At 51.5% G+C, this 22372-nt stretch carries 14 protein-coding genes; 13 read left to right on the top strand and 1 reads right to left on the bottom strand.

Annotated features, from left to right (window positions below; all coding sequences use genetic code 11):
* Positions 1–25 precede the first annotated feature (25 nt).
* Positions 26–1456, bottom strand: coding sequence for an MFS transporter (locus tag J7439_RS15990; protein ID WP_209202979.1), 1431 nt, complete (start codon positions 1454–1456; stop codon positions 26–28).
* A 408-nt stretch (positions 1457–1864) separates the two neighbouring features.
* On the opposite strand from J7439_RS15990, the gene uxaC reads away from it, so the two are divergent.
* From uxaC to J7439_RS16055, 13 genes are all read left to right on the top strand, one after another.
* Positions 1865–3298, top strand: a complete 1434-nt coding sequence (gene uxaC, locus J7439_RS15995) for a glucuronate isomerase (protein ID WP_209202980.1) — start codon at positions 1865–1867, stop codon at positions 3296–3298.
* A 10-nt stretch (positions 3299–3308) separates the two neighbouring features.
* Positions 3309–4787: a mannitol dehydrogenase family protein gene (locus J7439_RS16000; protein ID WP_209202981.1), complete on the top strand. Its 1479-nt coding sequence runs from the start codon at positions 3309–3311 to the stop codon at positions 4785–4787.
* A 44-nt stretch (positions 4788–4831) separates the two neighbouring features.
* Complete coding sequence (gene uxuA, locus J7439_RS16005; RefSeq protein WP_209202982.1) at positions 4832–6028, top strand: mannonate dehydratase; 1197 nt, start codon at positions 4832–4834, stop codon at positions 6026–6028.
* A complete protein-coding gene (locus J7439_RS16010; RefSeq protein ID WP_209202983.1) occupies positions 6028–6987 on the top strand; it encodes a sugar kinase in 960 nt (319 codons plus the stop codon). The genes uxuA and J7439_RS16010 overlap by 1 nt, the downstream gene beginning before the upstream one ends.
* A complete protein-coding gene (locus J7439_RS16015; protein ID WP_209202984.1) occupies positions 6981–7601 on the top strand; it encodes a bifunctional 4-hydroxy-2-oxoglutarate aldolase/2-dehydro-3-deoxy-phosphogluconate aldolase in 621 nt (206 codons plus the stop codon). The genes J7439_RS16010 and J7439_RS16015 overlap by 7 nt, the downstream gene beginning before the upstream one ends.
* 74 nt (positions 7602–7675) lie before the next feature.
* The gene (locus J7439_RS16020; protein WP_286198393.1) at positions 7676–8446 is read left to right on the top strand and encodes an FCD domain-containing protein; all 771 of its coding nucleotides are present in this window, start codon (positions 7676–7678) and stop codon (positions 8444–8446) included.
* Positions 8447–8857: 411 nt separating this feature from the next.
* Positions 8858–10375, top strand: a complete 1518-nt coding sequence (locus tag J7439_RS16025) for a glutathione ABC transporter substrate-binding protein (protein WP_209202986.1) — start codon at positions 8858–8860, stop codon at positions 10373–10375.
* A gap of 96 nt (positions 10376–10471) precedes the next feature.
* A complete protein-coding gene (nikB, locus tag J7439_RS16030; protein ID WP_101747425.1) occupies positions 10472–11398 on the top strand; it encodes a nickel ABC transporter permease in 927 nt (308 codons plus the stop codon).
* A gap of 24 nt (positions 11399–11422) precedes the next feature.
* On the top strand, positions 11423–12331 hold the full coding sequence (gene nikC / locus J7439_RS16035; RefSeq protein WP_353623074.1) for a nickel transporter permease: 909 nt from the start codon (positions 11423–11425) through the stop codon (positions 12329–12331).
* A 29-nt stretch (positions 12332–12360) separates the two neighbouring features.
* Complete coding sequence (locus J7439_RS16040; RefSeq protein WP_209202988.1) at positions 12361–13377, top strand: ABC transporter ATP-binding protein; 1017 nt, start codon at positions 12361–12363, stop codon at positions 13375–13377.
* Between the two features lie 4 nt (positions 13378–13381).
* Entirely contained in the window at positions 13382–14377 is a 996-nt protein-coding gene (locus tag J7439_RS16045) for an ABC transporter ATP-binding protein (RefSeq protein WP_209202989.1), read from the top strand.
* Positions 14378–14709: 332 nt separating this feature from the next.
* On the top strand, positions 14710–21324 hold the full coding sequence (locus J7439_RS16050) for an AAA family ATPase (protein ID WP_209202990.1): 6615 nt from the start codon (positions 14710–14712) through the stop codon (positions 21322–21324).
* A gap of 332 nt (positions 21325–21656) precedes the next feature.
* Positions 21657–22372 (top strand): hypothetical protein (locus tag J7439_RS16055; protein WP_209202991.1); only part of this gene is annotated, 716 nt, incomplete at its 3' end.

The following is a 22372-nucleotide window of genomic DNA, read 5'->3' on the forward strand; positions in this document are numbered from 1 at the left end:
ATTAATCAAATGAATAACAATCAGCTCAGCAAATTGCAGGCTCAGCCACGGCATCCGGGGCCTGATCCTTTTTCCTTGAATCCAGTGTCCACATGGTTTTGTAAAGCAAGGCGCAGATCGCTGCGCAGATCGCTGGCAGGATGAACATAATCACTTTTATGCCCAGCAATGTGCTATCGCTTTGTACGTCAAGCGTTGCGTCATAACCAATAACGCTGAGCCCCATGCCAGCAATAAAGCCAGCGATGGCCTGTCCCATTTTGCGCATGAAAGAATAAGAGGAGTAGATCAAACCTTCCTGACGCTGGCCGGAAATTTCGTAGTTGTAGTCAATGCAGTCTGCAACGTTAGCCCATACCAGGATATGAGTAACCAGAAACGCGGGCATGCCCAAAGCAATGAAGACAAATAAACCGGAAATTGAGGTTGGCAAGAGGAATGCAGCCAGTGACGCAGCGGTTACCGTACAGAAGGCAGTCATCATAATTTTCCGGGCACCAAATCGTGCTACCAGTTTACCGATAAGGGTCCCGAGAATCACGATACCGACCACCTGGATCACTCCGTTAACACTGATTAGCCAGACAGCCCCGCCCAGATTTTGAGACAGATAATAAACAAGAACAGAGCCCTGACCCATTATTGCGGTAAGCAACAGCACAGAAGAAAGGCTTACGCAGAGAAACGGCTTGTTCTTGCCCAGGGTGCGAACTGTATCCATAAATTTGACATTGCATGTCACCGGTGCCGGTTCGTGTTTGATATGTTCTTCCGTAAAGCGGTAGGCGAGAAGGTAACAAATAAGCGACCCGGTTCCTAATACAGTGATACTGTATAGGTAAGCCTTGGCGATATCGTCAGCAAAGGTAGAAAGGAAAACAGGAACGATGATGGTTGGTACTACTTGCCCTACCACGCTCCCCATAGCTCGGGCACCAGCCAGTGCCGCACGTTCTCCCGGATCCCGGGTCATCACCGTCGCCAGAGAACCGTAAGGGATATTCACAAATGTGTAACACATGCCCCAGACAATGTAGGTCACATAGGCCCAAATCAGCTTCTGGGTATCAGAGAGACCTTCCGGTGCCCAGAAGACAAGGATACCGGTCACCAACATAAGCCAACTGCCTTTCAAAAGAAAGGGTCGAAATTTGTCGCCAACACCATTGTGCTTCTGGAATAGCTTGTCACAAAGGGTTCCCATCATTGGATCGTTGATAGCATCCCATACTCGCGCTACCAGAAAGAGAGTGCCTGCTGCTGCAGCGGAGATACCCAGAACATCGGTGTAGTACACCAGAAGGAAGCCGGCTGTCATACCAAACGACAGGGTATTGGCAAGATCCCCTAGCCCGTAGCCAATCCGGTTGACCATTGACAATGTTTTTGTCGCCATCTGCAACTCCTCATGAGCCGTCAACGCTTCTGGTGTTACTGCGTTAAAAGTCTTACTCATTGGTTAAAACATCCGGGTCTCCCGGCCCTGATTTATCTGGGAGCGCAAGAGTCGGAAACAGTAGTTATTTTCGTGGAATATCTTAGACCAATATATCCAACCAAAAAATTGATGCCGGTCATACTTTGCGAGAAGTATTGTGTCATTTTTATTATTCTTGTTAGTCCAATTGTCGGAGGAAAGGTTAGAACATAGAGATACACATGGTCAACACCCGGGCAATTAATACCAAAACCTGACGACAGACCATCCTTATCATTCCCCGTCATTCCCCGGAAATCAGCATACTTGCTTTAGATCAAATCATTTCCGTTTAACCGTAAAATTGGTTGATCCAATTTGATCAAGTCTGATATAAAAGTCCTAACATGAACTACATTAGCAACCCGAAGGTAAGCCGGTAATACAATGTTTAACAAAACGTCCAACCAATCCTATCGGCCTCATCCGGATCGTCTTTTTTCCTCAAATAACAGCACCCGCAGTGTTGCACGTGCCCTGTATCAGGAAATAAGACACTTGCCTATTATTAGCCCCCATGGTCATACCGATCCGGCATGGTTTGCAGACAATCAGCCGTTCGGCAACCCTGCTGCACTGTTTCTTCAGCCGGATCATTATGCGTTTCGGATGTTACATAGTCAGGGTATTTCCCTGGAAAGCATTGGTATCAAGAGTCAAGACCCATTCATAAAGGTTGAGCAGGATCCTCGCAAAGCGTGGCAGATTTTTGCCGACAACTACTTTCTGTTCCGTGGCACCCCAACCCGTATGTGGATGGACCACGCCATGACCGAAGTGCTTGGTGCTGATCAGCCGTTAAACAGCAAAACAGCACAAGGGATTTACGATCATATTGATGCTCAGCTGAAGACCGAAGCATTCCTGCCTCGCAGCCTTTATGAGCGCTTCAATATTGAAGTGCTGGCGACCACGGAAACCGCTGTTGATACGCTGAAGAGCCATCTGAAAATTAATGCCAGTGACTGGCAGGGACGTGTAATCACTACCTTCCGCCCGGATTCAGTAACGGATCCGTACCATCCTGATTTCTCAGCCCATATGGCATTGCTGGCGGAGCAGACCGGTGAAGATGTCCATCAGTGGTCTGACTATCTGACGGCATTACGCAAACGTCGGGCGTTTTTCCAAAGCACAGGTGCTACCGCCACTGACCACAGCTATCCAACGCCTTACACCACGGTTCTATCAGAAGACACTTGTCAGTTACTACTGACGAAAGCACTGGCCGGAGAGATTTCTGCGGAAGAAGCGCAGCAGTTCTGTGGCCATATGCTGGTTGAAATGGCCCGCATGTCTCAGGAAGACGGCCTGGTGATGCAGATTCACTGCGGCGTTTACCGCAATCACAACCAAAGCCTGCTGGCACGTTTTGGTGCGGATAAAGGGGCAGATATTCCCTTGAAGGCGGAGTTTGTTCACAACCTGCGCCCGCTGTTGAATGAAGTGGGTAATGATCCGAACCTGACCATCATTCTGTTTACTCTGGACGAAGATGTTTACGCCCGTGAGCTGGCACCATTGGCGGGTCATTATCCGGCTCTGAAGCTGGGTCCTGCCTGGTGGTTCCACGACAGTCCGGAAGGCATGATGCGCTACCGTCGCATGGTGACAGAAACCGCCGGTTTCTATAACACCGTGGGTTTCAACGACGATACCCGTGCATTCCTGAGTATCCCTGCCCGTCATGATGTTGCCCGTCGGGTGGACTGTAACTTTCTGGCATCGCTGGTATGTGAGCATCGCATTACCGAAGAAGAAGCGTTTGAACTGGCTCACGAGCTAACCAGCGGATTGGCCAGGAAAGCTTACCGATTGTGAGGGGACGGAGATGATTAATAAACAATATAGCAGCGACAAAATTGTAGCCAACAGCTACGACGCCTCGGAGCTGAGCGCCGGTATTGTGCATATTGGCCTTGGTGCGTTTCATCGTGCTCATCAGGCGCTTTATACCCATGAAGCGATTTCTGCCACCGGCGAATTTCACTGGGGCATCTGTGCTGCCAATATTTTTGGTGGTCAGGAGCTGGTCGCGGACCTGCAAAGTCAGGACAACGCTTACACCGTCACGGAAATGAATCCGGATGGCTCCCGTACGGTGAAGCTGGCAACGGCTATCCGGCAATCCCTTGCTGTAGAAGACGATCGACGTCCTCTGCTGGAAATTATGGGTGCTGACACTACTCGTATTGTCTCTCTGACCATTACCGAGAAAGGTTATTGTCTGAACCCCGCTACCGGCAGATTGATGCTGGATAACGCCCTTATTGCCCACGATCTGGCCAACCCACAAAACCCGAAATCAGCCCTTGGCCTGATCGTCACGGCACTGGATCAGCGTCGTGCCAAAGGCATCGCACCCTTTACCGTTCTGAGCTGTGACAACGTACCAGACAATGGTAAGCGTGCCCGTGCAGCGGTGATCCAGATGGCAGAAGCCATGGACAAGGAGCTGGCAGGCTGGATTCGTGAAGAGGTGGCGTTCCCATGCACCATGGTCGATCGTATCGTGCCAGCGATGACAGAAGAGAGCTTTGCCGATGTTCAGGCTTATCTGGGCACTGACGACAAAGGGGCCATTGTTACCGAAGCCTATCGCCAGTGGGTGATTGAAGACCATTTCACTATGGGGCGTCCACCCTGGGACAACGTAGACGGTGCCATGTTTGTCGACGATGTGCAGCCTTATGAAGAGATGAAGCTGCGTATGCTCAATGGTAGCCACTCCATTCTGGCGTATCTGGGTTACCTGGCCGGTTATAAAACCATCGACGTCTGTATGCAGGACCCGCAGTTTGTCAAAGTGACCCGTCACTACATGAATAATGAAGCGGCCGCCACGCTGGAGATGCCGGAGCCTACCGACTTCGCCAGCTATGCTGAAAAACTGATTGAGCGCTTTACCAACCCGGGCCTGAAACACCAGACATGGCAAATCGCCATGGACGGTTCCCAGAAAGTGCCTCAGCGCTGGCTGAATTCTGCCAGAACCTTGCTGGCGGAAGATAAGGCATTTGCTGCCATCGCACTGGGCATTGCTGGCTGGATGCATTACGTATCGGGAACCGATGAGCAGGGCAATAAAATCGATGTGCGTGACCCAATGGCAGAACAGTTAAAGGCCACAGCGAGCCAACATCAGGAACATCCTGAACAGCAGGTAAAGGCATTTCTGGCGCTGGATGCAGTGTTTGATCCGGCCCTGGCGAATAATGAACGATTCGTTTCTGAAGTGACTAAAGCCTACCACTCAATCCGCGAGCATGGTGCCAAACAGGCAATGGCACTGCTGGCACAAACAATTTAACCAATGATTTAATAACCGGCTTCTGCCCGGGAGAGGATAACATCATGGAACAGACATGGCGCTGGTACGGCCCTAAAGACCCGGTCACCATTCGTGACATTATGCAGACCGGAGCAACCGGTATTGTTTCGGCACTGCATCACATTGCCAATGGTGAAGTATGGAGTGTTGAGGAAATTGAAAAGCGCAAGCGGGAAATTGAGTGGGATGAGGAACAAGGCCGTCCTACCGGATTGCGCTGGTCGGTGGTTGAGAGTGTGCCGGTCTCCGAAGACATCAAAAAACGGACCGGTGACTTTGCACGTCATCTGAAAAACTACGCCACGACCATTCGCAATCTGGGTACCTGTGGCATTGATGTGGTGTGCTACAACTTTATGCCAGTGCTGGATTGGACCCGTACCGACCTTGCTTATGAAGTAAGAGACGGAAGTCGTGCGCTTCGCTTTGACCGCTACGAGTTTGCAGCATTTGAACTGTATGTTCTGAAGCGCCCGGGGGCGGAAGTGGATTACAGCGAAGAAGAGCAGGCCAGGGCCAAAGAACGCTTTGCGACCATGACCGAAGCAGATATCCAGCGCCTGACCAAAAACCTGATTGCCGGCTTGCCCGGTGCAGAAGAAGGTTACACCCTGGAGCAGTTCCAGCAGGCGCTGGACAGCTACGCGCACATTGATGCCGAAGGCCTGCGCCAGCACCTGTCTGCCTTCCTGCGTGAAGTCGTACCTGCAGCGGAAGAAGCTGGCGTACGTCTGTGCATTCACCCGGATGACCCACCCTGGGCGATCCTGGGTCTGCCACGCATTGCCAGCACAGAAGACGACTTTATTCGTATTACCCAGGCAGTAGATAGCATATATAACGGCATTACTTTCTGCACCGGCTCACTCAGCCCACGGGAAGATAATGATCTGCCGGGTATGGTTGAGCGTCTGGGCAGCCGTATTCACTTTGTCCACCTGCGCAGTGTGGAGCGGGAAGACGATGGCAGTTTCTATGAAGCCAACCATCTGGAAGGCATGGCCAACCTGTACGACGTTACTCGTGCACTGGTTATGGAGCAGCGTCGTCGTAAGGCTGAAGGTCGGGTAGACTGCATGATCCCCATGCGTCCTGACCACGGTCATCAGATGCTGGACGATCTTAACAAGGAAACCAACCCGGGCTACTCCTGCATTGGCCGTATGCGTGGCCTTGCCGAACTTCGTGGCCTGATGATGGGCATTGAACGGAGCCTGTAATGATCAGTCAGACAGCCCATGCTGTGCGTGTCGCCTGTATTGGCGAGTGCATGGTGGAGCTGTCACCTGCAGAGAATGGCCTGTTCAAACAGGCCTTTGCCGGCGACACGCTCAATACCGCTATCTATATAGCCCGAACCGCAGCACACGCGATTGATACCAGCTATATCACCGCCATTGGCAAAGATAGCTTCAGTGATCGCATGATTGATTTTTTCCAGAGTGAGAAGATCAATTGCCAATGGATTTCACGGCTACCCGAAAAAGTACCGGGCCTGTATGCCATTGAACTGGACGCCTATGGAGAGCGCAGTTTCAGTTACTGGAGAAGCGATTCTGCTGCCAGGGCGTTATTCAGCCATGGTCTTACACCGGCACAGCGTTCTGAACTGGCGGAATCATTCGACCTCTACTACCTGTCAGGTATCAGTCTGGCTATTTTGGATGAAGGTAGCCGGGAACTGCTGAAAAAAACCCTGACCAGAGCCAGAGAGCGAGGCGCAAAGGTCGCTTTCGACAGCAACTATCGGCCACGTCTCTGGTCGTCCAGAGAACAGGCCCAGTCAGTGACCAACGAGTTTCTTGCGTTAACCGATATCGCGCTGGTTACCTTTGATGACGAGCAGGCACTGTTTGGCGATCAGTCTATTACCGACACCAGAAATCGACTGTCTTCTATTCAGGAAGTGGTGATTAAACAGGGTGGTGATGGCTGCAGCATCATTGTTAACCAGGCATTGTCCTTTGTACCGGCCTCAGTTGTCAGTCAGATCGTAGATACCACATCCGCCGGTGACTCCTTCAATGGTGGTTATCTTGCCCGCAGAATGTCAGGCGATGTACCGGAAACCGCAGCCGCTTTTGCCCACCGTCTGGCGGCAAGTGTCATACAGTACAAAGGCGCTATCATCCCCACATCTGTTACCTCCCGATTATTGGAACAAACACAGTCATGTTAACCGCCCGTGATGTTTTAAACCGTGCTTTTCCCGTCATGCCCGTGATGGTGATCGACGACATTGACCAGGCTCTGCCCATGGCCAGAGCCCTGTACGATGGCGGTATCTCGGTATTTGAGGTGACACTGCGCAGCGAGTGTGCCGTTGCAGCGATTCAACGGATTAAACAGGAGATGCCTGACTGTTTGGTGGGTGCCGGTACGGTGGTGAACCCGGAACAATTACTGGCCGTTCATCAGGCCGGTGCCGATTTTGTTATTTCTCCGGGTGCGACCCCCGCGCTTCTTGCGGCGTCCAGAGAGCAAAATATCCTGTTATTGCCTGGTGTATCTTCTCCGTCAGAGGTTATGCAGGCCCTTGATTATGGGTTCGATGTATTGAAGTTGTTCCCGGCAGAAGCCGTAGGTGGACAATCTATGTTAAAATCTCTGGCTGGCCCGTTTCCTCAGGTGACCTTTTGTCCTACCGGAGGCATTAATCCGGAAAACTACCAGGATTATCTGGCACTGGATAATGTTCTGTGCGTCGGTGGTTCCTGGCTGGTACCTAAATCGGTGGTTGAAAGTGGCAACTGGAGGGAAATAACGTTGTTAGCTAAACAGTTGGCACGCTGATTCCCTACCGCAATACTTCTCGGGTATTGCGGTATAAAATAAACCAACAGACTCAAAAAGTGGCACAAAACCCAATGCTTGTCCTGTCAGAACCCAAGCGGCTATATCAGAAAATTGGACGTGATATCCGCCAGCAGATTATTGATGGTGTCTACGCGGTAGGCAGCCGCCTGCCGGCTGAACGGGATATTGCAACCATGCTCAATGTCAGCCGCACTATTGTACGTGAAGCGCTGATTATGCTCGAACTGGAAGGTCTGATTGAAGTGCGTAAAGGCTCAGGCATTCATGTTATCGCCAGTGAACGTAACCAGCCTGCCACCGCATCCGACGACCACGATCTCGTCAGTGCCAATGACGTTGGCCCATTTGAGCTACTGCAGGCAAGGCAGCTCATCGAAAGCCATGTCGCGGCATTTGCAGCAACACAGCTGAATAAAACCAACCTGCAAAACATGAAAGCGGCTCTCGAACTGGAGAAAAAGGAAATTCGCCAGGGTATCAATAGTGGCAAGGGTGACGAGCTTTTCCATATTGCAGTCGCTGAAGCCACCCAGAACAGTGTGCTGGTTGCCTTAACCCAGCAACTCTGGGATATCCGCAAAAACAGCGCCATGTGGAAACGTCTCCATGAATGGATTGATAAGGTAGACTATCTTGAAGAGTGGGTAAACGATCATGAAAGGATTATTGAGGCTTTATCCCAGCGCAAATCGGAAGCGGCACGGGATGCCATGTGGCAACATCTTGAGAATGTAAAAACCACACTCCTGCGGGTTTCTGACAATACTGAAGACTCTTTTGATCGCTTTCTGTTTGACTACAGTCCATCCGTGATTTCTTAACAAAGACACAAAGGTTTTCCCGGGTTTGTCTGAGCTACACTCAGCAAACAGAAGATTTCCTTTGTGCCTTCGTGTCTTTGTGGTTCAAGGCTTTTATAACTTTTGCAATCCTCTCCCCTTGGGAATGCACACCAAACCTCTCAGCAAACGACCACCGAAAGAAAGCCCTACCCAAGATAAACATCTGATTTAAATCAATATTAAGAAAAAACTCTTATTTTATACTCGCTGAGCGGTATTTTTTCTTGAATTTTCTTTATAAGCATTCGTGTCGGTATATCGGCAATTCTTGAATGGCTACTGATAAAGCCCGGGAGCCTGGCAACACGACGACTGATGCATAAACATGCACCAGGGCTTATATAGTTAGCAGTTCCATATCATAAATTAGAAATATTGATGGGCTTAGTGATGATAAAAGCAGTAAAAGCTGCCATAGCCGTCGGCATGGCAGTTGTCCTTTCCGCTTGCGGGGGAGCAGAAGAAGCAGTCAAGATGAAAGACACGCTGGTGGTTGGCCAGGGTGCAGATGCCAAGACTCTTGACCCTCATGCCACCAATGACCAGCCTTCTTCCCGGGTGGCGGTTCAGATTTACAGCCAGCTGGTTGAGACAGACAAGGACATGAATATCGTGCCTGGTCTGGCTGAATCCTGGAAAAGTCTGGATGACAAAACCACTCAGTTTACGCTGAGAAAAGGTGTCAAATTCCATAATGGTGAAGAACTGAAGGCATCTGACGTTAAATTCACACTGGAAGCCATGATCGCTTCGCCAACGGTGGCTCATATCGTCAACTCCATCAGCACTGTAGAAGTAGTTGATGACTACACGGTGAACGTCATCACCAAAGAGCCTTTTGGTCCTCTGCTTTATCATCTCACGCACACTGCTGCGTCCATTCTGAATGAGAAAGCCGTTAAAGCGGCGGGTGACAGCTATGGCCAGAAACCAGTGGGAACCGGACCATACCAGTTTGTTGACTGGGCTGTGGGTGATCGCATAACGCTGAAAGCCTTCGATAATTACTACGGTGGCAAACAGGAAATTCCTAACGTTATCTTCCGTAATATTCCTGAAGGCACTAACCGTGCCATCGCTTTGGAAACCGGAGAAATCGATATCGGTTATGACCTTGAACCTATCGACAAAGACACGGTTCGCAGTAAGGACAACCTGGCACTGGTGGAAGAAGAGTCGTTCTCTGTTGCCTACCTGGGCTTCAACACCAAAAAAGCACCCTACGACAATGTGAAAGTACGTCAGGCGATTTCTTATGCCATCAATGCGGATGACATTGTCGAAGCGGTGCTGATGGGTGCCGGTTCCCCGTCAAGCTCACCGATTGGTCCCAAGGTATTTGGATTCAACCCGAATATTGAAAGATACAAGCAGAACTTTGATAAAGCCCGTGAGCTTCTGACAGAAGCGGGTTATGCCGACGGTTTCAAAACCTCTATCTGGACCAACGACAATCCTACCCGTGTCCAGATCGCCCAGGTCCTGCAGGCGCAACTGCGTCAGATCGGTATCGATATGTCCATCGAAGTGGTTGAGTGGGGCGCATTCCTGGACGGTACCTCCCGTGGTGACCACGACATGTTCATTATGGGCTGGGTAACCGTGACCGGCGATGCTGACTACGGTCTCTATGCACTGTTCAACTCCGCTACCCACGGCGGTGCCGGTAACCGTTCGTTCTACAGCAATGCAGAGGTGGACCAGCTGCTGAATCAGGCCCGTACTTCTACTGACGCCGGTGAACGAAAAGAGCTGTACGGCAAGATTCAGGTAATTCTGCAAAACGAAGTGCCAACATTCTCCATCTATGATCAGTACCAGAACATTGGTATCCAGAAGAATGTGCTTGGCTTCCACATGGCACCTGCGGGCCACCACAAAATCAGAGGTGTCCGCTTCCAGGGCTAATTTGAATCTGACCATCACGCTGCTCTTTCCAGCAGCGTGAGCTTTATGCCCATCAAAACGCTTTACCGATGGGCTCAGCCCCTTATCAGGTGAACCATGCATAGATTTATACTCAAAAGGCTATTGCTGCTGATACCCGTGTTACTGGGTGTCTCCCTGCTGGTATTTGCCATCATGTCCTTCACCCCCGGCGACCCGGCACAATTGATTCTCGGGGAAAATGCACCGCCTGAAGCAGTGGCCGAATTGCGTGAAGAAATGGGGCTAAATGATCCGTTTTTGCTGCGTTATGCCCGTTTTGTCGGGAATGCGGCGACGGGTGACCTGGGCCAGTCCTACACCAGTGGCCGAGATGTATTTGATGAAATTTTTTCCCGATTCCCTAACACGCTGATTCTTGCAGCGCTGGGTGTGGTGATTGCAGTGATTATTGGTATCCCCATCGGGATCATCTCTGCTACACGACAGTATTCAATGATCGACAGTGGTTCGATGTTTTTCGCCCTGCTGGGTGTCTCCATGCCCAACTTCTGGCTGGGCTTGATGATGATTCTGTTGTTCTCCGTCAACCTGGGCTGGGTGCCCTCCGGTGGCTATTCCAGCTGGAGTTCACTGATCATGCCCGCTATCACTCTGGGTACCGGTTCTGCCGCCATTATTACCCGGATGACCCGTTCCTCCATGCTGGAAGTCATCCGTCAGGATTACATCCGTACCGCCCGCGCCAAAGGTGTGGCTGAGAATGTGGTGATTAACCGCCATGCCCTGAAAAATGCCCTGATCCCGGTGATCACGGTGATCGGTTTGCAGTTTGGTATGTTGCTCGGCGGTGCGGTACTGACCGAGACCGTGTTCTCCTGGCCAGGTGTTGGCCGGATGATGGTGGACGCGATTCGCCAGAAAGATGCGCCAACCGTCCTGGGTACCGTGGTATTCCTCGCCACAACGTTCAGTCTGGTCAACCTGCTGGTGGATCTGCTGTACGGTTTTGTTGACCCTCGTATCAAATCCCAGTACGCCTAAGGAGCAAGAATCATGTCTCAGGAAATGACGCTGGATCCGGTACAGGGTCAGCTGGATAAGAGCCCGGCAAAAGGGGCACCGAAGAAACGCAGCCAGTGGTTAGAAGTCTGGCATCGTCTAAAGCGTGACAAAATGGCCATGCTGGGTCTGTTTATCATCACCCTGGTGGTGCTGGCGGCCATCTTTGCAGATCTGATTGCAGACTATGAGACGGTGGTCATTGCCCAGAATCTTGCTGATCGACTGCAGGGACCCAGTGCCCAGTACTGGCTGGGAACCGATGAGTTTGGTCGGGATATTTTTGCCCGGATCATTCACGGCACCCGGGTCTCTCTGATGGTGGGTGTACTCTCTGTGGCCATCGCCATTGTCATGGGCGGCGGACTCGGTGCGGTGGCCGGTTACTACGGCGGCAAGATAGATAACGTTATCATGCGGGTGATGGATATCTTCCTGGCCGTACCCAGTATTCTGTTGGCCATTGCCATTGTTTCCGCTCTCGGGGCCAACCTGATGAACCTGATGCTGGCCATCGCGATTTCCAGCGTTCCTACTTACGCACGTGTGGTGCGAGCATCCGTGCTGACCATTCGTGACCAGGAATTTATCGAAGCCGCCCGGGCTATTGGTGCCAGCGATCTGCGGATTATTTTCCGCCATATCATTCCTAACTGTTTGTCGCCGGTCATTGTACAGGGTGCGCTGGGAGTGGCGGGTGCCATTTTGTCCACAGCGGGTTTGAGCTTTATTGGTCTTGGTATTCAGCCACCCGAACCGGAGTGGGGGGCGATGCTTGCCGGTGGTCGTCAGTATCTGCGCCATGCATGGCATGTGACTACTTTCCCGGGTCTGACCATTATGATCACGATTCTTGCCCTGAATCTGCTGGGTGATGGTCTTCGTGATGCCCTTGATCCACGACTGAAACATTAACAGGCCCTACGTTCTATTAGAGAAATGCTATGACAGAACAAGCAAACAAACAGGATCTGTTGTCTATAGAAGACCTCAGCATCGTGTATGAAGTGGATGGTGAAACCACCTACGCGGTCAACGGCTTGAATATCAGTCTGAAGCGGGGGGAAACTCTTGGTTTGATCGGAGAAACCGGTGCCGGCAAAACGACAACGGCTCTGGGTATTATGGGCCTGGTGCCTAACCCTCCGGGTCGAATTGTCAGTGGTAAAGTGGTCTTTGATGGTGAAGACCTGCTGCAAATGCCCAAAGAGAAAATGCGTGGCGTTCGGGGTAATCGGATTTCCATGATTTTCCAGGATCCCATGACCTCTCTGAACCCGGTGATGACGGTTGGGGAGCAGATTGCCGAAGTGATCCTTATCCACGAAGGCGTCAGCAAAAAAGAGTCTTGCCGAAAAGCTGGCGAAATGCTGGAGATGGTGGGTATTCCGGCGGCCCGGGCGGGGGACTTTCCGCACCAGTTTTCTGGCGGTATGAAACAACGGGTAGTGATTGCCATTGCTCTTGCCTGTAACCCGGACCTGCTGATCGCTGATGAGCCGACCACGGCACTGGATGTCACCATTCAGGCCCAGGTACTGGATCTGATGAAAGATCTGAAAAGCCGTTACAACACCGCGATGATTCTGATCACTCACGACCTGGGGGTCGTTGCCCAGGTGTGCGACAAAGTGGCGATTATGTACGCCGGTGAAGTGGTGGAGAGTGGTGATATTCGCGATGTGTATGAAAATACCAAACATCCTTACACCAGAGGGCTGTTTGGTTCGATTCCCGATCTCGATCACTCGGTTGGACGACTGAACCCCATTAAAGGCATGATGCCGGATCCAACGGACCCACCGTCCGGTTGCAAGTTCCATCCCCGTTGTCCGGATGCAACAGCAACCTGTGCGGCCTCAGAACCGGAACCGGTTTTGACGGAAACCGGCCATGTTGCCCGCTGTCTTATGTTGCAGTCAATGGTAGAACAAACAGACGTTAACAGGGTGCAGGGGTAAGGTTATGTCAGACACTATTCTGGAAGTCAGAAACCTCAAAAAATATTTCCCGACCCCCAAAGGCACCCTTCACGCTGTGGATGGCGTTAACTTTGCCATCAAGAAAGGGAAAACCCTGGGCATTGTCGGTGAGTCCGGTTGCGGTAAGTCCACCACCGGCCGGGTCATCCTGCGGTTGCTGGAAGCCACCGATGGCGACATCCTGTTTGAAGGGCAGAATATTCGCCACTTCAACAAAGATCAGATGCGGCGACTGCGTGAAGATATGCAGATTATCTTCCAGGATCCTTTTGCCTCTTTGAACCCCCGGATGACCGCCAGTGAGATCATTGGTGAACCACTGCTGATTCACAACAAAGTGAAGAACAAGCAGGAGCTTACTGCACGTGTCGCTGAATTAATGGAGCTGGTTGGCCTAAGCCCTCGACTGGTCAACACTTATCCCCATGAGCTGGACGGTGGTAGACGGCAGCGTATTGGTATAGCCCGTGCGCTGGCGCTGAAACCAAAGTTCATTATCTGTGATGAGCCGGTATCGGCGCTGGATGTATCCATTCAGGCGCAGATTCTGAACCTGATGCAGGATCTGCAGGAACAGCTTGGACTCACTTATATTTTCATTACTCACGATTTATCGGTGGTTAAGCATTTCTCCGATGAAATCGCGGTTATGTACCTGGGGCAACTGATTGAGAAAGCACCGGCGAGGGATTTGTTCAGCAACCCGACTCACCCTTATACCAGGGCCTTGTTATCGGCTATTCCTTCGATTCATCTGGACCATAAGATGGAACGTGAAGTGTTGCAGGGCGAAATTACCTCACCCATCAACCCGGCACCTGGCTGTCGCTTTGCGCCCCGTTGCAAGTATGCAGCACCGGAGTGTACCTCCAGAGAGATTCACCTTAACGAGATCAATGAAGGACACTTTGTTGCCTGTGCCATGGCCGGGGGTGACCCTCTTGAAATTTATGAGGCGATATTAAGCAGACTGCATTAACGCGCCAAAAAGATACCGGATGACTTCAACTTCTTCTTCGTCAAACCCTGAGAGTTGAAGTTTGTCTCGGTGTCTTTTGCCGTGAAAGAAAAATTGCCACGGAGACACAGAGGCACGGAGACAAGATAAAGTTTTACCTCTGTTTCTCCGTGCCTCCGTGGCAAATCTTTCATACCAGAGGGTGACGAACAATCGTCATGAGTATTTGTGACAGCCACGAGCCGTAATCAGGAACAGATGATGGATCAATTTATGGCTAAGGAACGTTATTGTTATTTTGTTGTCCTTGATTTCCTTACACCGGCATTCATAAATCAGGCGTGGATGATCAAATGGACAAAACAACCAATGAAGTTAGCCATTATCACTCATTTCCAAATCAAACAATAACCCATTCTTCATTACATCCGGCGGGAGACAAAAGGAAAGCATCAGTTTTTCCCGGTGACAAGGCAGCGCCTGAGCAGCCTTCAGCACAGCGATCAAGATTAATAGAACCCCAAAAAGTCCCAACGCCTGACTTAGGACAAAGGACGACAGCCGCCTGTCAAGCTACCTCTCACTTTCAAAGCGATCACTCCACCGCCCGCTCAACGGATCAGGAAGCGGTCCATCAGAGCCTGAGCACCGGTGAGTTCTTTTTTGCCAATACTCCGTTAACCCAACAGCGAATTATTGATCAATTACGCCATGAACAGTCGGCAACCTATTGCATTCGCGCGCTGGATGATCTGGAAAAACACGGCCTGATGCAACAAACCTGGCTAGAGGGCGGCCAATTACAAAAAGCAGAAGGCCGACTGTTTACGGATGAGCCGATGACCCTGATTTTTGACCTGACCACCATGACACCCGGTGATATCGCCAGTTTTAATGACCTTCTTCAGGTGGGGCCCAAGTGTAACGATAAACCACTGGGCGACCGGGTCCGGCGGGTATTTCTGGTCAACCAGGGGATGCTGGACGGGAGCCAGCCCGCCAACCCCGATCTCTGGCGCAGATTGGGGCAAATGCCGGAAAAGGTGGTAGCAGAAGCCGACTATATTACCGATTCGGTCACCGACGAAACCTTGCTGGCCCAAAAAACCACGGAAGACATCCCGGCTAATGTCCCCCTCATCACCATCGACTTTGCCACCACCGACAACTGGTACCACCAACTGTTTGGTGGTATCAACCTCAATGATCGGGGTCAGCTGTTTTTTTCTGAAGGGGCCCTGGCCAACCTGAAAGAGAATACCCACCTGGTGTTTAACAACGCACCATGGGACGACACTGGCTTTCAGACAGCCCTGGCAACGGCCATACGGGTTGGCGGATTTACCGCCAACCGGCAATGGGTCAGGCTGCCTGAACAGATATCCCTGTCCGTAGCGCATATCTGTGCCACCGAACTCAATGCCCGGAAAGACCAGACGATCAGCGACAGCACCGTTTTTTGTCCCCAAAGCCCGTTTGTGGTGATTAACGGCAGCTCAATCGAGCGTCTCAAAGGCCATGTGATGATAGATGGTACTACCGTTGTGCAAACAGATATGCTCGCTAACCTGCTGCAAGGTTGCAGGCAACTGGTGCTTACTGGCGAGCTGGATGACAAACAGTGGTTATGGTTATTGTGCCAATTGGAGGAATTACCGGAGAGTAAAAGACCACGGTTGTTTGCCAATTTGCCAACCGATTTGTTGCTTCCTGCAAGGGCTGGCCACTGGCCAACCACGGGAGCCTGCAACCCACACTGCGTCACTTTCACCTATCAGATCAACCCCGGGGATACCCTGGAGTCCCTGCAACAGGTCAACCTCACCAGCCAGAACCGTTTCACCTTTTCCCTGACCAACAGTCCACTGTTGGCTGCCCTGGTCAATGGGACGCCAACTACCCTGTATGGTCTGGAGCGCAACAAGGAATTGGCTGCCAACCTGGAAACCCTGTTATTGCCTGCCCCTTACCTGTTTATTCATGGGCACAAGATTGATCTGCCAAAGGCACGGGCCACATTCATGAACCCCCCGGGGCAGCAAGCCACCGGCTCAGCATTGATCAACGCCCTGCTTAACGTTTCCGACAGCCAACCACCTGCACCGGAAAACCCGGTCTATTCCCTGCTGATGTCACTGCCCCAATCCCGTCAAAGGAACTATCCGGACAGGCCGCCCTGGACCGGGGAGGATTTTCAGTATCGGTTTGAGCAACAGGCCGAGGCAGAACGTCTGCTGGATGGTAGCCCCGGGCTTTTGCCCTGCCATCAACGCCAAGCCTTGCATGTGCTGTTGGCCAAGGCGTATCGGGGCGATCCGAAGATTTACAGTTTCATCAAGGCGAAAATTGCCTGCTACTATCCGGATCAACCCGCCGACAACCGTGCCGACCGATCCGCCCTGGAGCGCTGGCTGACCCACCACCCGGCCCCGGAACTGAGGCACATCAAGGCCGACTTCTGGATGCTGGCCCGGCATTGTCCGGTCACTGTACACCAAGGTATCAAAGCACCGGATGACATAGATAACATCAGGGTGAAACAGCTGGCCATCTATGTGGTCGTCGCTGCCCACCCGGCATGGCAGCGGCCACTGGCACAGCGATTGGGGGTCGACCTGAGGCGGGCCCGGCAAAAACGCTTTTTTGACGGGAATGTGCGCTCAACCTTAAAAGATACCCTGATCGCTCACCGGCTATCACTCAAGCAAGACACCATCATCAGCCAAACGGCCGGGACGCTGGAGAGCCAGATTGCTGCAATTCTGATGGGGGATCAGACCGATCAACTGAAATCACAACAGATCCGGGAGGTACTGGCCACTGCCTTTGTTAATGATCAGTTGCCAGTGCAGTGTCAGGATCTGCCCGATGCCCTCCTTGCCCGGCAGCGCCATAACCGGTCCCGGCAGGAGCGGCGTCTGGTGCATTTGGCCCGGAGGGTCCGGGAGCATCCCGTGGTGTTCCTGCAGGGCGAGGCCGGAGCCGGCAAGACCTTTATGGCCAGGGCCATTGCCGCCAAGGCTGGTTATCCAGCCTGTCAGGTGCTTCAGCTTGGGCCCAACCACACCCGAGAAGCCCTGTTTGGTGGGCAACAGCTGGTCAGTTATCCAACCGGCAATGGAGCGGTGGATCACTGCACCGAATTTCGCGAAGGGCCACTGCTGCAGTGGGCATTATCGGACAATCCGCCCCTGCTGGTGCTTGATGAAGCCAACCTGGTGCCAGAGGGCCTGCTTGCGCCCCTGGCCGGTTTAACCCGGCAACCGCCGGTGCTCCATTATCAGGGCCGGGAATACAGACTCAACGAACACCAACAGCACCGGATTATTCTCACCGGTAATCCGGATCATTATTCGGGGCGGCACCTGGATAACACGTTGAAATCACGGATTCCCACCTTCTTCTACAACCCCTTGCCAGACACCGTTCTGGCCAACGCCATCATTCTGCCCAACCTGCCGGAGGCCTGGCCTGATCACCTGAAACACCAGACCTGTGACCGGCTATTAACCCTGTACAACCAGTTCCGCGAGCTGCTGGACCAGACCACACCCAGAGATATCATCGATGTGCTGGCTACCGTTCGCCAGATTCTCCGTCACTGTTCCACTACCGAAGACACGCCAGCGCAAGTCAACGCCCTGATCAGGCGGGCATTTATGGACAGCCTGGCCGGTGCTGTAACCACGGAATACCAGCAACGGCTGAACACCCTCAACGTCTGGTACCAGGGCCAGTTCAAGGAAGATCCGTCCCTTTTGGCGGGGGTTGACTGCAGCTTTACTGATTTTATCCAACGACTGCAGGCCGCCAACCCCGATGGTGACTTCTCTGCGGAGCCTGTCCGGCAACTGGTCTACCGCTACTGGCAAAGTCTGGACAAGGATGACTCGGGACGCACTGCCATGCTGGTGGAAGGGCCGGCAGGCTGGGGCAAGGATTTTGTGCTGGGCAGAACCATCCGGCTCTGGCAACAACAAGAGAGGAAGCAACGGCCAGTACGCCCGTTTGTCCATATCAATGCCAACCCGAACCAGTGGAGCAATCTGGCCGAGAGCGTTAAACAGGCCATGAGCCAGGGGCAACTGATCGCCATCAGTGAGCTTAACCTGATTCCCAGCCACTATGCAGAAGGGTTGCTGAATGATGTATTGACCGGCCATGCAGCACCGGGGTTCCGCCTGTTTGCCACCATCAATCCCGGCTATTTTGTCGGACGGGAAGCACTGAGCAAGGCCCTGACCAGCCGCTGCACCCAAATCAGGCTGGCTGCCCTTGACCCGGAAGACCTGGCAAGGCTGGTGCAGGGATTGCCCGAGATACCCGACGGGTTGCCCCAATGGCTGGCGGGTCACTTCCACCAACTATCCACAGCACTGCATCAGCAGAACTGCCCGGTGCAACTGTCACTGGACGACCTGTTCAGCAGTGCCCGGCATCTGGCCAGTCAGAGGCCTGAACAGTGGTATCAGGCCTTGCAAAAACACCTGTCACTGCCCTTTCGCGCCTTGCAGACACTGCTGCCTCCGCTGCTGGAGGATGCAGCACGCCTGGAACGAATCAAGCAGGAAGAACAACGGCGCCGGGCCCTTGAGGCCAGCGCTAATAGCATGCCCGGACTGTTGACGCCCATCACGGTAACATTCGGGCCTGTACCCCGTTGTCATGACCGTGAAATCACAGTGACACCGGAGGCAACAGCTCAGAACGTCATGACGATTGTGCATGCCATGCAACAAGGCCCGGAGATCAGCCGCAAGAGCGGGTCAACGGTAAAGCGAAAAAAAACCAGTCATTTGGCTTACCCTTCCGCATTTGGCGATATTGTGGCTCCCCGCCACTATAAGGTCACCAGATACTTCCCCAAACACCCTTACGATGCCTGCCAATATCGTCTCTCTTTTCTCCAGACCCGTCTGGATGAAGACGGCCAGTTGCGCAACTACCCCATCGACTGGACAAATGGCACGATAACCTCTGTGGCAGGATGGCCTGGTGATCTCGTCTGGCGAACCGACCTTGAAGCCGATGAACTGCCCGGCAAGTTTACGCTGATCCTGAATAACCAATGGCAGCCCCTGCCTGCCCTGACGTCCAAAGACCAGCTCCGGGCACTGCGCTGCACCCCGGACACCCCCATTGAGCTGGCCCGAAGCGAGCTGACAGGGCAACTGTTAATCAAAAGTAAGGCATCCTCAGCGTCACCGGTAACGGTGGACTTTATCATTGCCCGCGGGCAAACCTATTTTACCCGACTGAGACCGGGCGACCGGCTTACATTACAAGAGGGATTGTGCAGTCAACGGCTTGCAGATCTCCTGGCAGAGAAGATTTTTTACTCCGGAACCAACACCTGCGAAGCCTATGCAGAGCTGCATGACATTGATGGGATCTTGGATATCCCGCAACGACTCAATGCGTTGATGGGTTGGCTGGATACATTTTCCGATAGCAAAAATGTGACCGGGCAAGATGAACAGCTGTTGCTGAATATGCTCAGGGAGAAACAAGGGGTTTGCCGACACAAGGCGATGATCTTCCAGGTACTCTGCCACTATTGGGGTATTCCAGCCCGGCAAGTAGAGAATGCTTCGCACCGTTTTGTTGAGATCAGCCCCGATGGCGGCCACACCTGGCGACAATACCAACTCGGTGGCGGCGGACGGGCCACTGCAGATATCACAGAACCCGACTGGGGGGAGTATCGTCAACCAGACTTTTCCAAGCTGAAGCGGCCCACTAAAAGTGGGTATGCCCATTCCGACCAATTGATCGATTCACCGGGAGTTTCGTTGAAGCTCAAAATTGATTATTGTCTTTCTCATCTTACATGTGAATTACAGCAAAACCAAAACGGCTCAGTTTCGACTGAGCTTATGCACAAATTTAAAGATATCTACTCTGAATTCCACAGAGAACCTTTAGGCTCCAGCCTTGACAAAGATTTGCCGAATAATTGGGGGATACTATTATCGCCACAAATGTTTTACCGGTTTGGTGAAAACATACAAGACTGGGAACATATCATAGAAAAAAGCGCTTGGTATATGGCAGATGTTAAAGGCAATATCGGTACGAAAAAATTTTTAATTACCCAGTGTCTGCCGGAATTATGTCACCTGTTACATACACAAAAGCCTGATGTGCACTATTTGAACTGGCTATGTGATCTTTACCGCTCAGCGCCTCAATTTCTGAAATATGCACTATTGGCTATCTTACAGACGTTCTCTGGGTCCTGTGACTCCTGTCAGTTAAAAGACCGGGTAAAATTATTGCTTGGGACTTATCCTCTAAGCCCCTTGAAAACTGACTTTGATGCAAGTAAACAACAAGGTATTCACATCGTACGATGTTCAGAACGCTGCTTAAAGTTTATAAAAACGATGACCATGAGCCGCTCTCTATTGCAGCGTCTATCGCAGCCTCGCGTCCATCAACAACTTCACTACCAGCCTGTGGGCAATAGCATTATCATCCCTGAAAAACTTATGTCCGGCGAGGCTGCTTTCCTGAACGTATCAAAATCTATAAGCTACAAACCCATTATCTTCAATTGTACTTTTTTACCAAAAGAAGAGGTAGACAAAAAAATTGAGGAAAGAATAAAATCCGGAATTAGATCAGAAATCAGGGAAATATATGAGAGTGAAAAGGATTTTGTAACGTTAAATAATATAGTAAAACAAATATTCCTTTGTTGGCTGGCAGCGCATCACATTCATCATGCCACTCCTCCCATTTGGTTGGCTATGTTTTATGATTACTATGCTGAGACAATGCAGCCTATCCAGCCTATCCAGGAGTTCTTCCTTACGGATGGCGATGATGGTGTTGATCCCATGCTCCAATTAAAATTACCCCCGGAAAGTATAAAAGGCTATTTTAACCAACCTTCCGCTGTGGTTCTTCAAACGGATGATTTGCTTGTCCTCTTAGACGAGTTTCTTACATTGATCGCAGATTAGGAAAATAGGGAGAAGGAAACATTAGTCATGCCGTTTTTTGGTTATTGGGTAGGACAAATAAACCCGGGAAAAATTCATAAACGATAGTTCGAAATTATGGACAACTGTCGGTAAGTCAGATTCCGGGAAACCTGATTTCAACAGGGCAAGGGCTATCGAGCCATCAGTCAAACTATCCGAATAAACCAGAAATCCAAAAGCGCATTAGCAAACCGCTCAACAATGACTGCTCGATAAATGTTCATGCGTTTGCAGTGGAAGGAACGTTCTTATTATTTTGTTGTCCATAATTTCCTGACACTGGCATTCATAAATCAGGCGTGGATGATCAAATGAACAAAACAACCAATAAAGTTATCAACTACCACTCCTTTCCAAATCAAACAATAACCCATTCTTTATTACATCCGGCGGGAGACAAAAGGAAAACATCCGTTTTTCCCGATGACGAAGCAGCGCCTGAGCAGCCTTCAGCACAGCGATCAAGATTAATAGAACCCCAAAAAGTCCCAACGCCTGACTTAGGACAAAGGACGACAGCCGCCTGTCAAGCTACCTCTCACTTTCAAAGCGATCACTCCACCGCCCGCTCAACGGATCAGGAAGCGGCCCATCAGAGCCTGAGTACCGGTGAGTTCTTTTTTGCCAATACTCCGTTAACCCAACAGCGAATTATTGATCAACTACGCCATGAACAGCCTGCAACGTATTGCATTCGTGCGCTGGATGATCTGGAAAAACATGGTCTGATGCAACAAACCTGGTTAGAGGGCGGCCAATTACAAAAAGCAAAAGGCCGACTGTTTACTGATGAGCCGATGACCCTGGTGTTTGACCTGACCTCCATGAAACCCGGTGATATCGCCAGCTTTAATGACCTTCTTCAGGTGGGACCCAAATGTAACGATAAACCACTGGGCAACCACATCCGGCGGGTATTTCTGGTCAACCACGGAATGCTGGACGGGAGCCAGCCGGCCAACCCCGACCTCTGGCGCAGATTAGGGCAAATGCCGGAAAAGGTCTTGGCAGAAGCTGACTATATTGC

It is taken from the genome of Salinisphaera sp. G21_0, from assembly GCF_017744115.1.
Taxonomy (GTDB): Bacteria; Pseudomonadota; Gammaproteobacteria; order Pseudomonadales; family Endozoicomonadaceae; genus Endozoicomonas.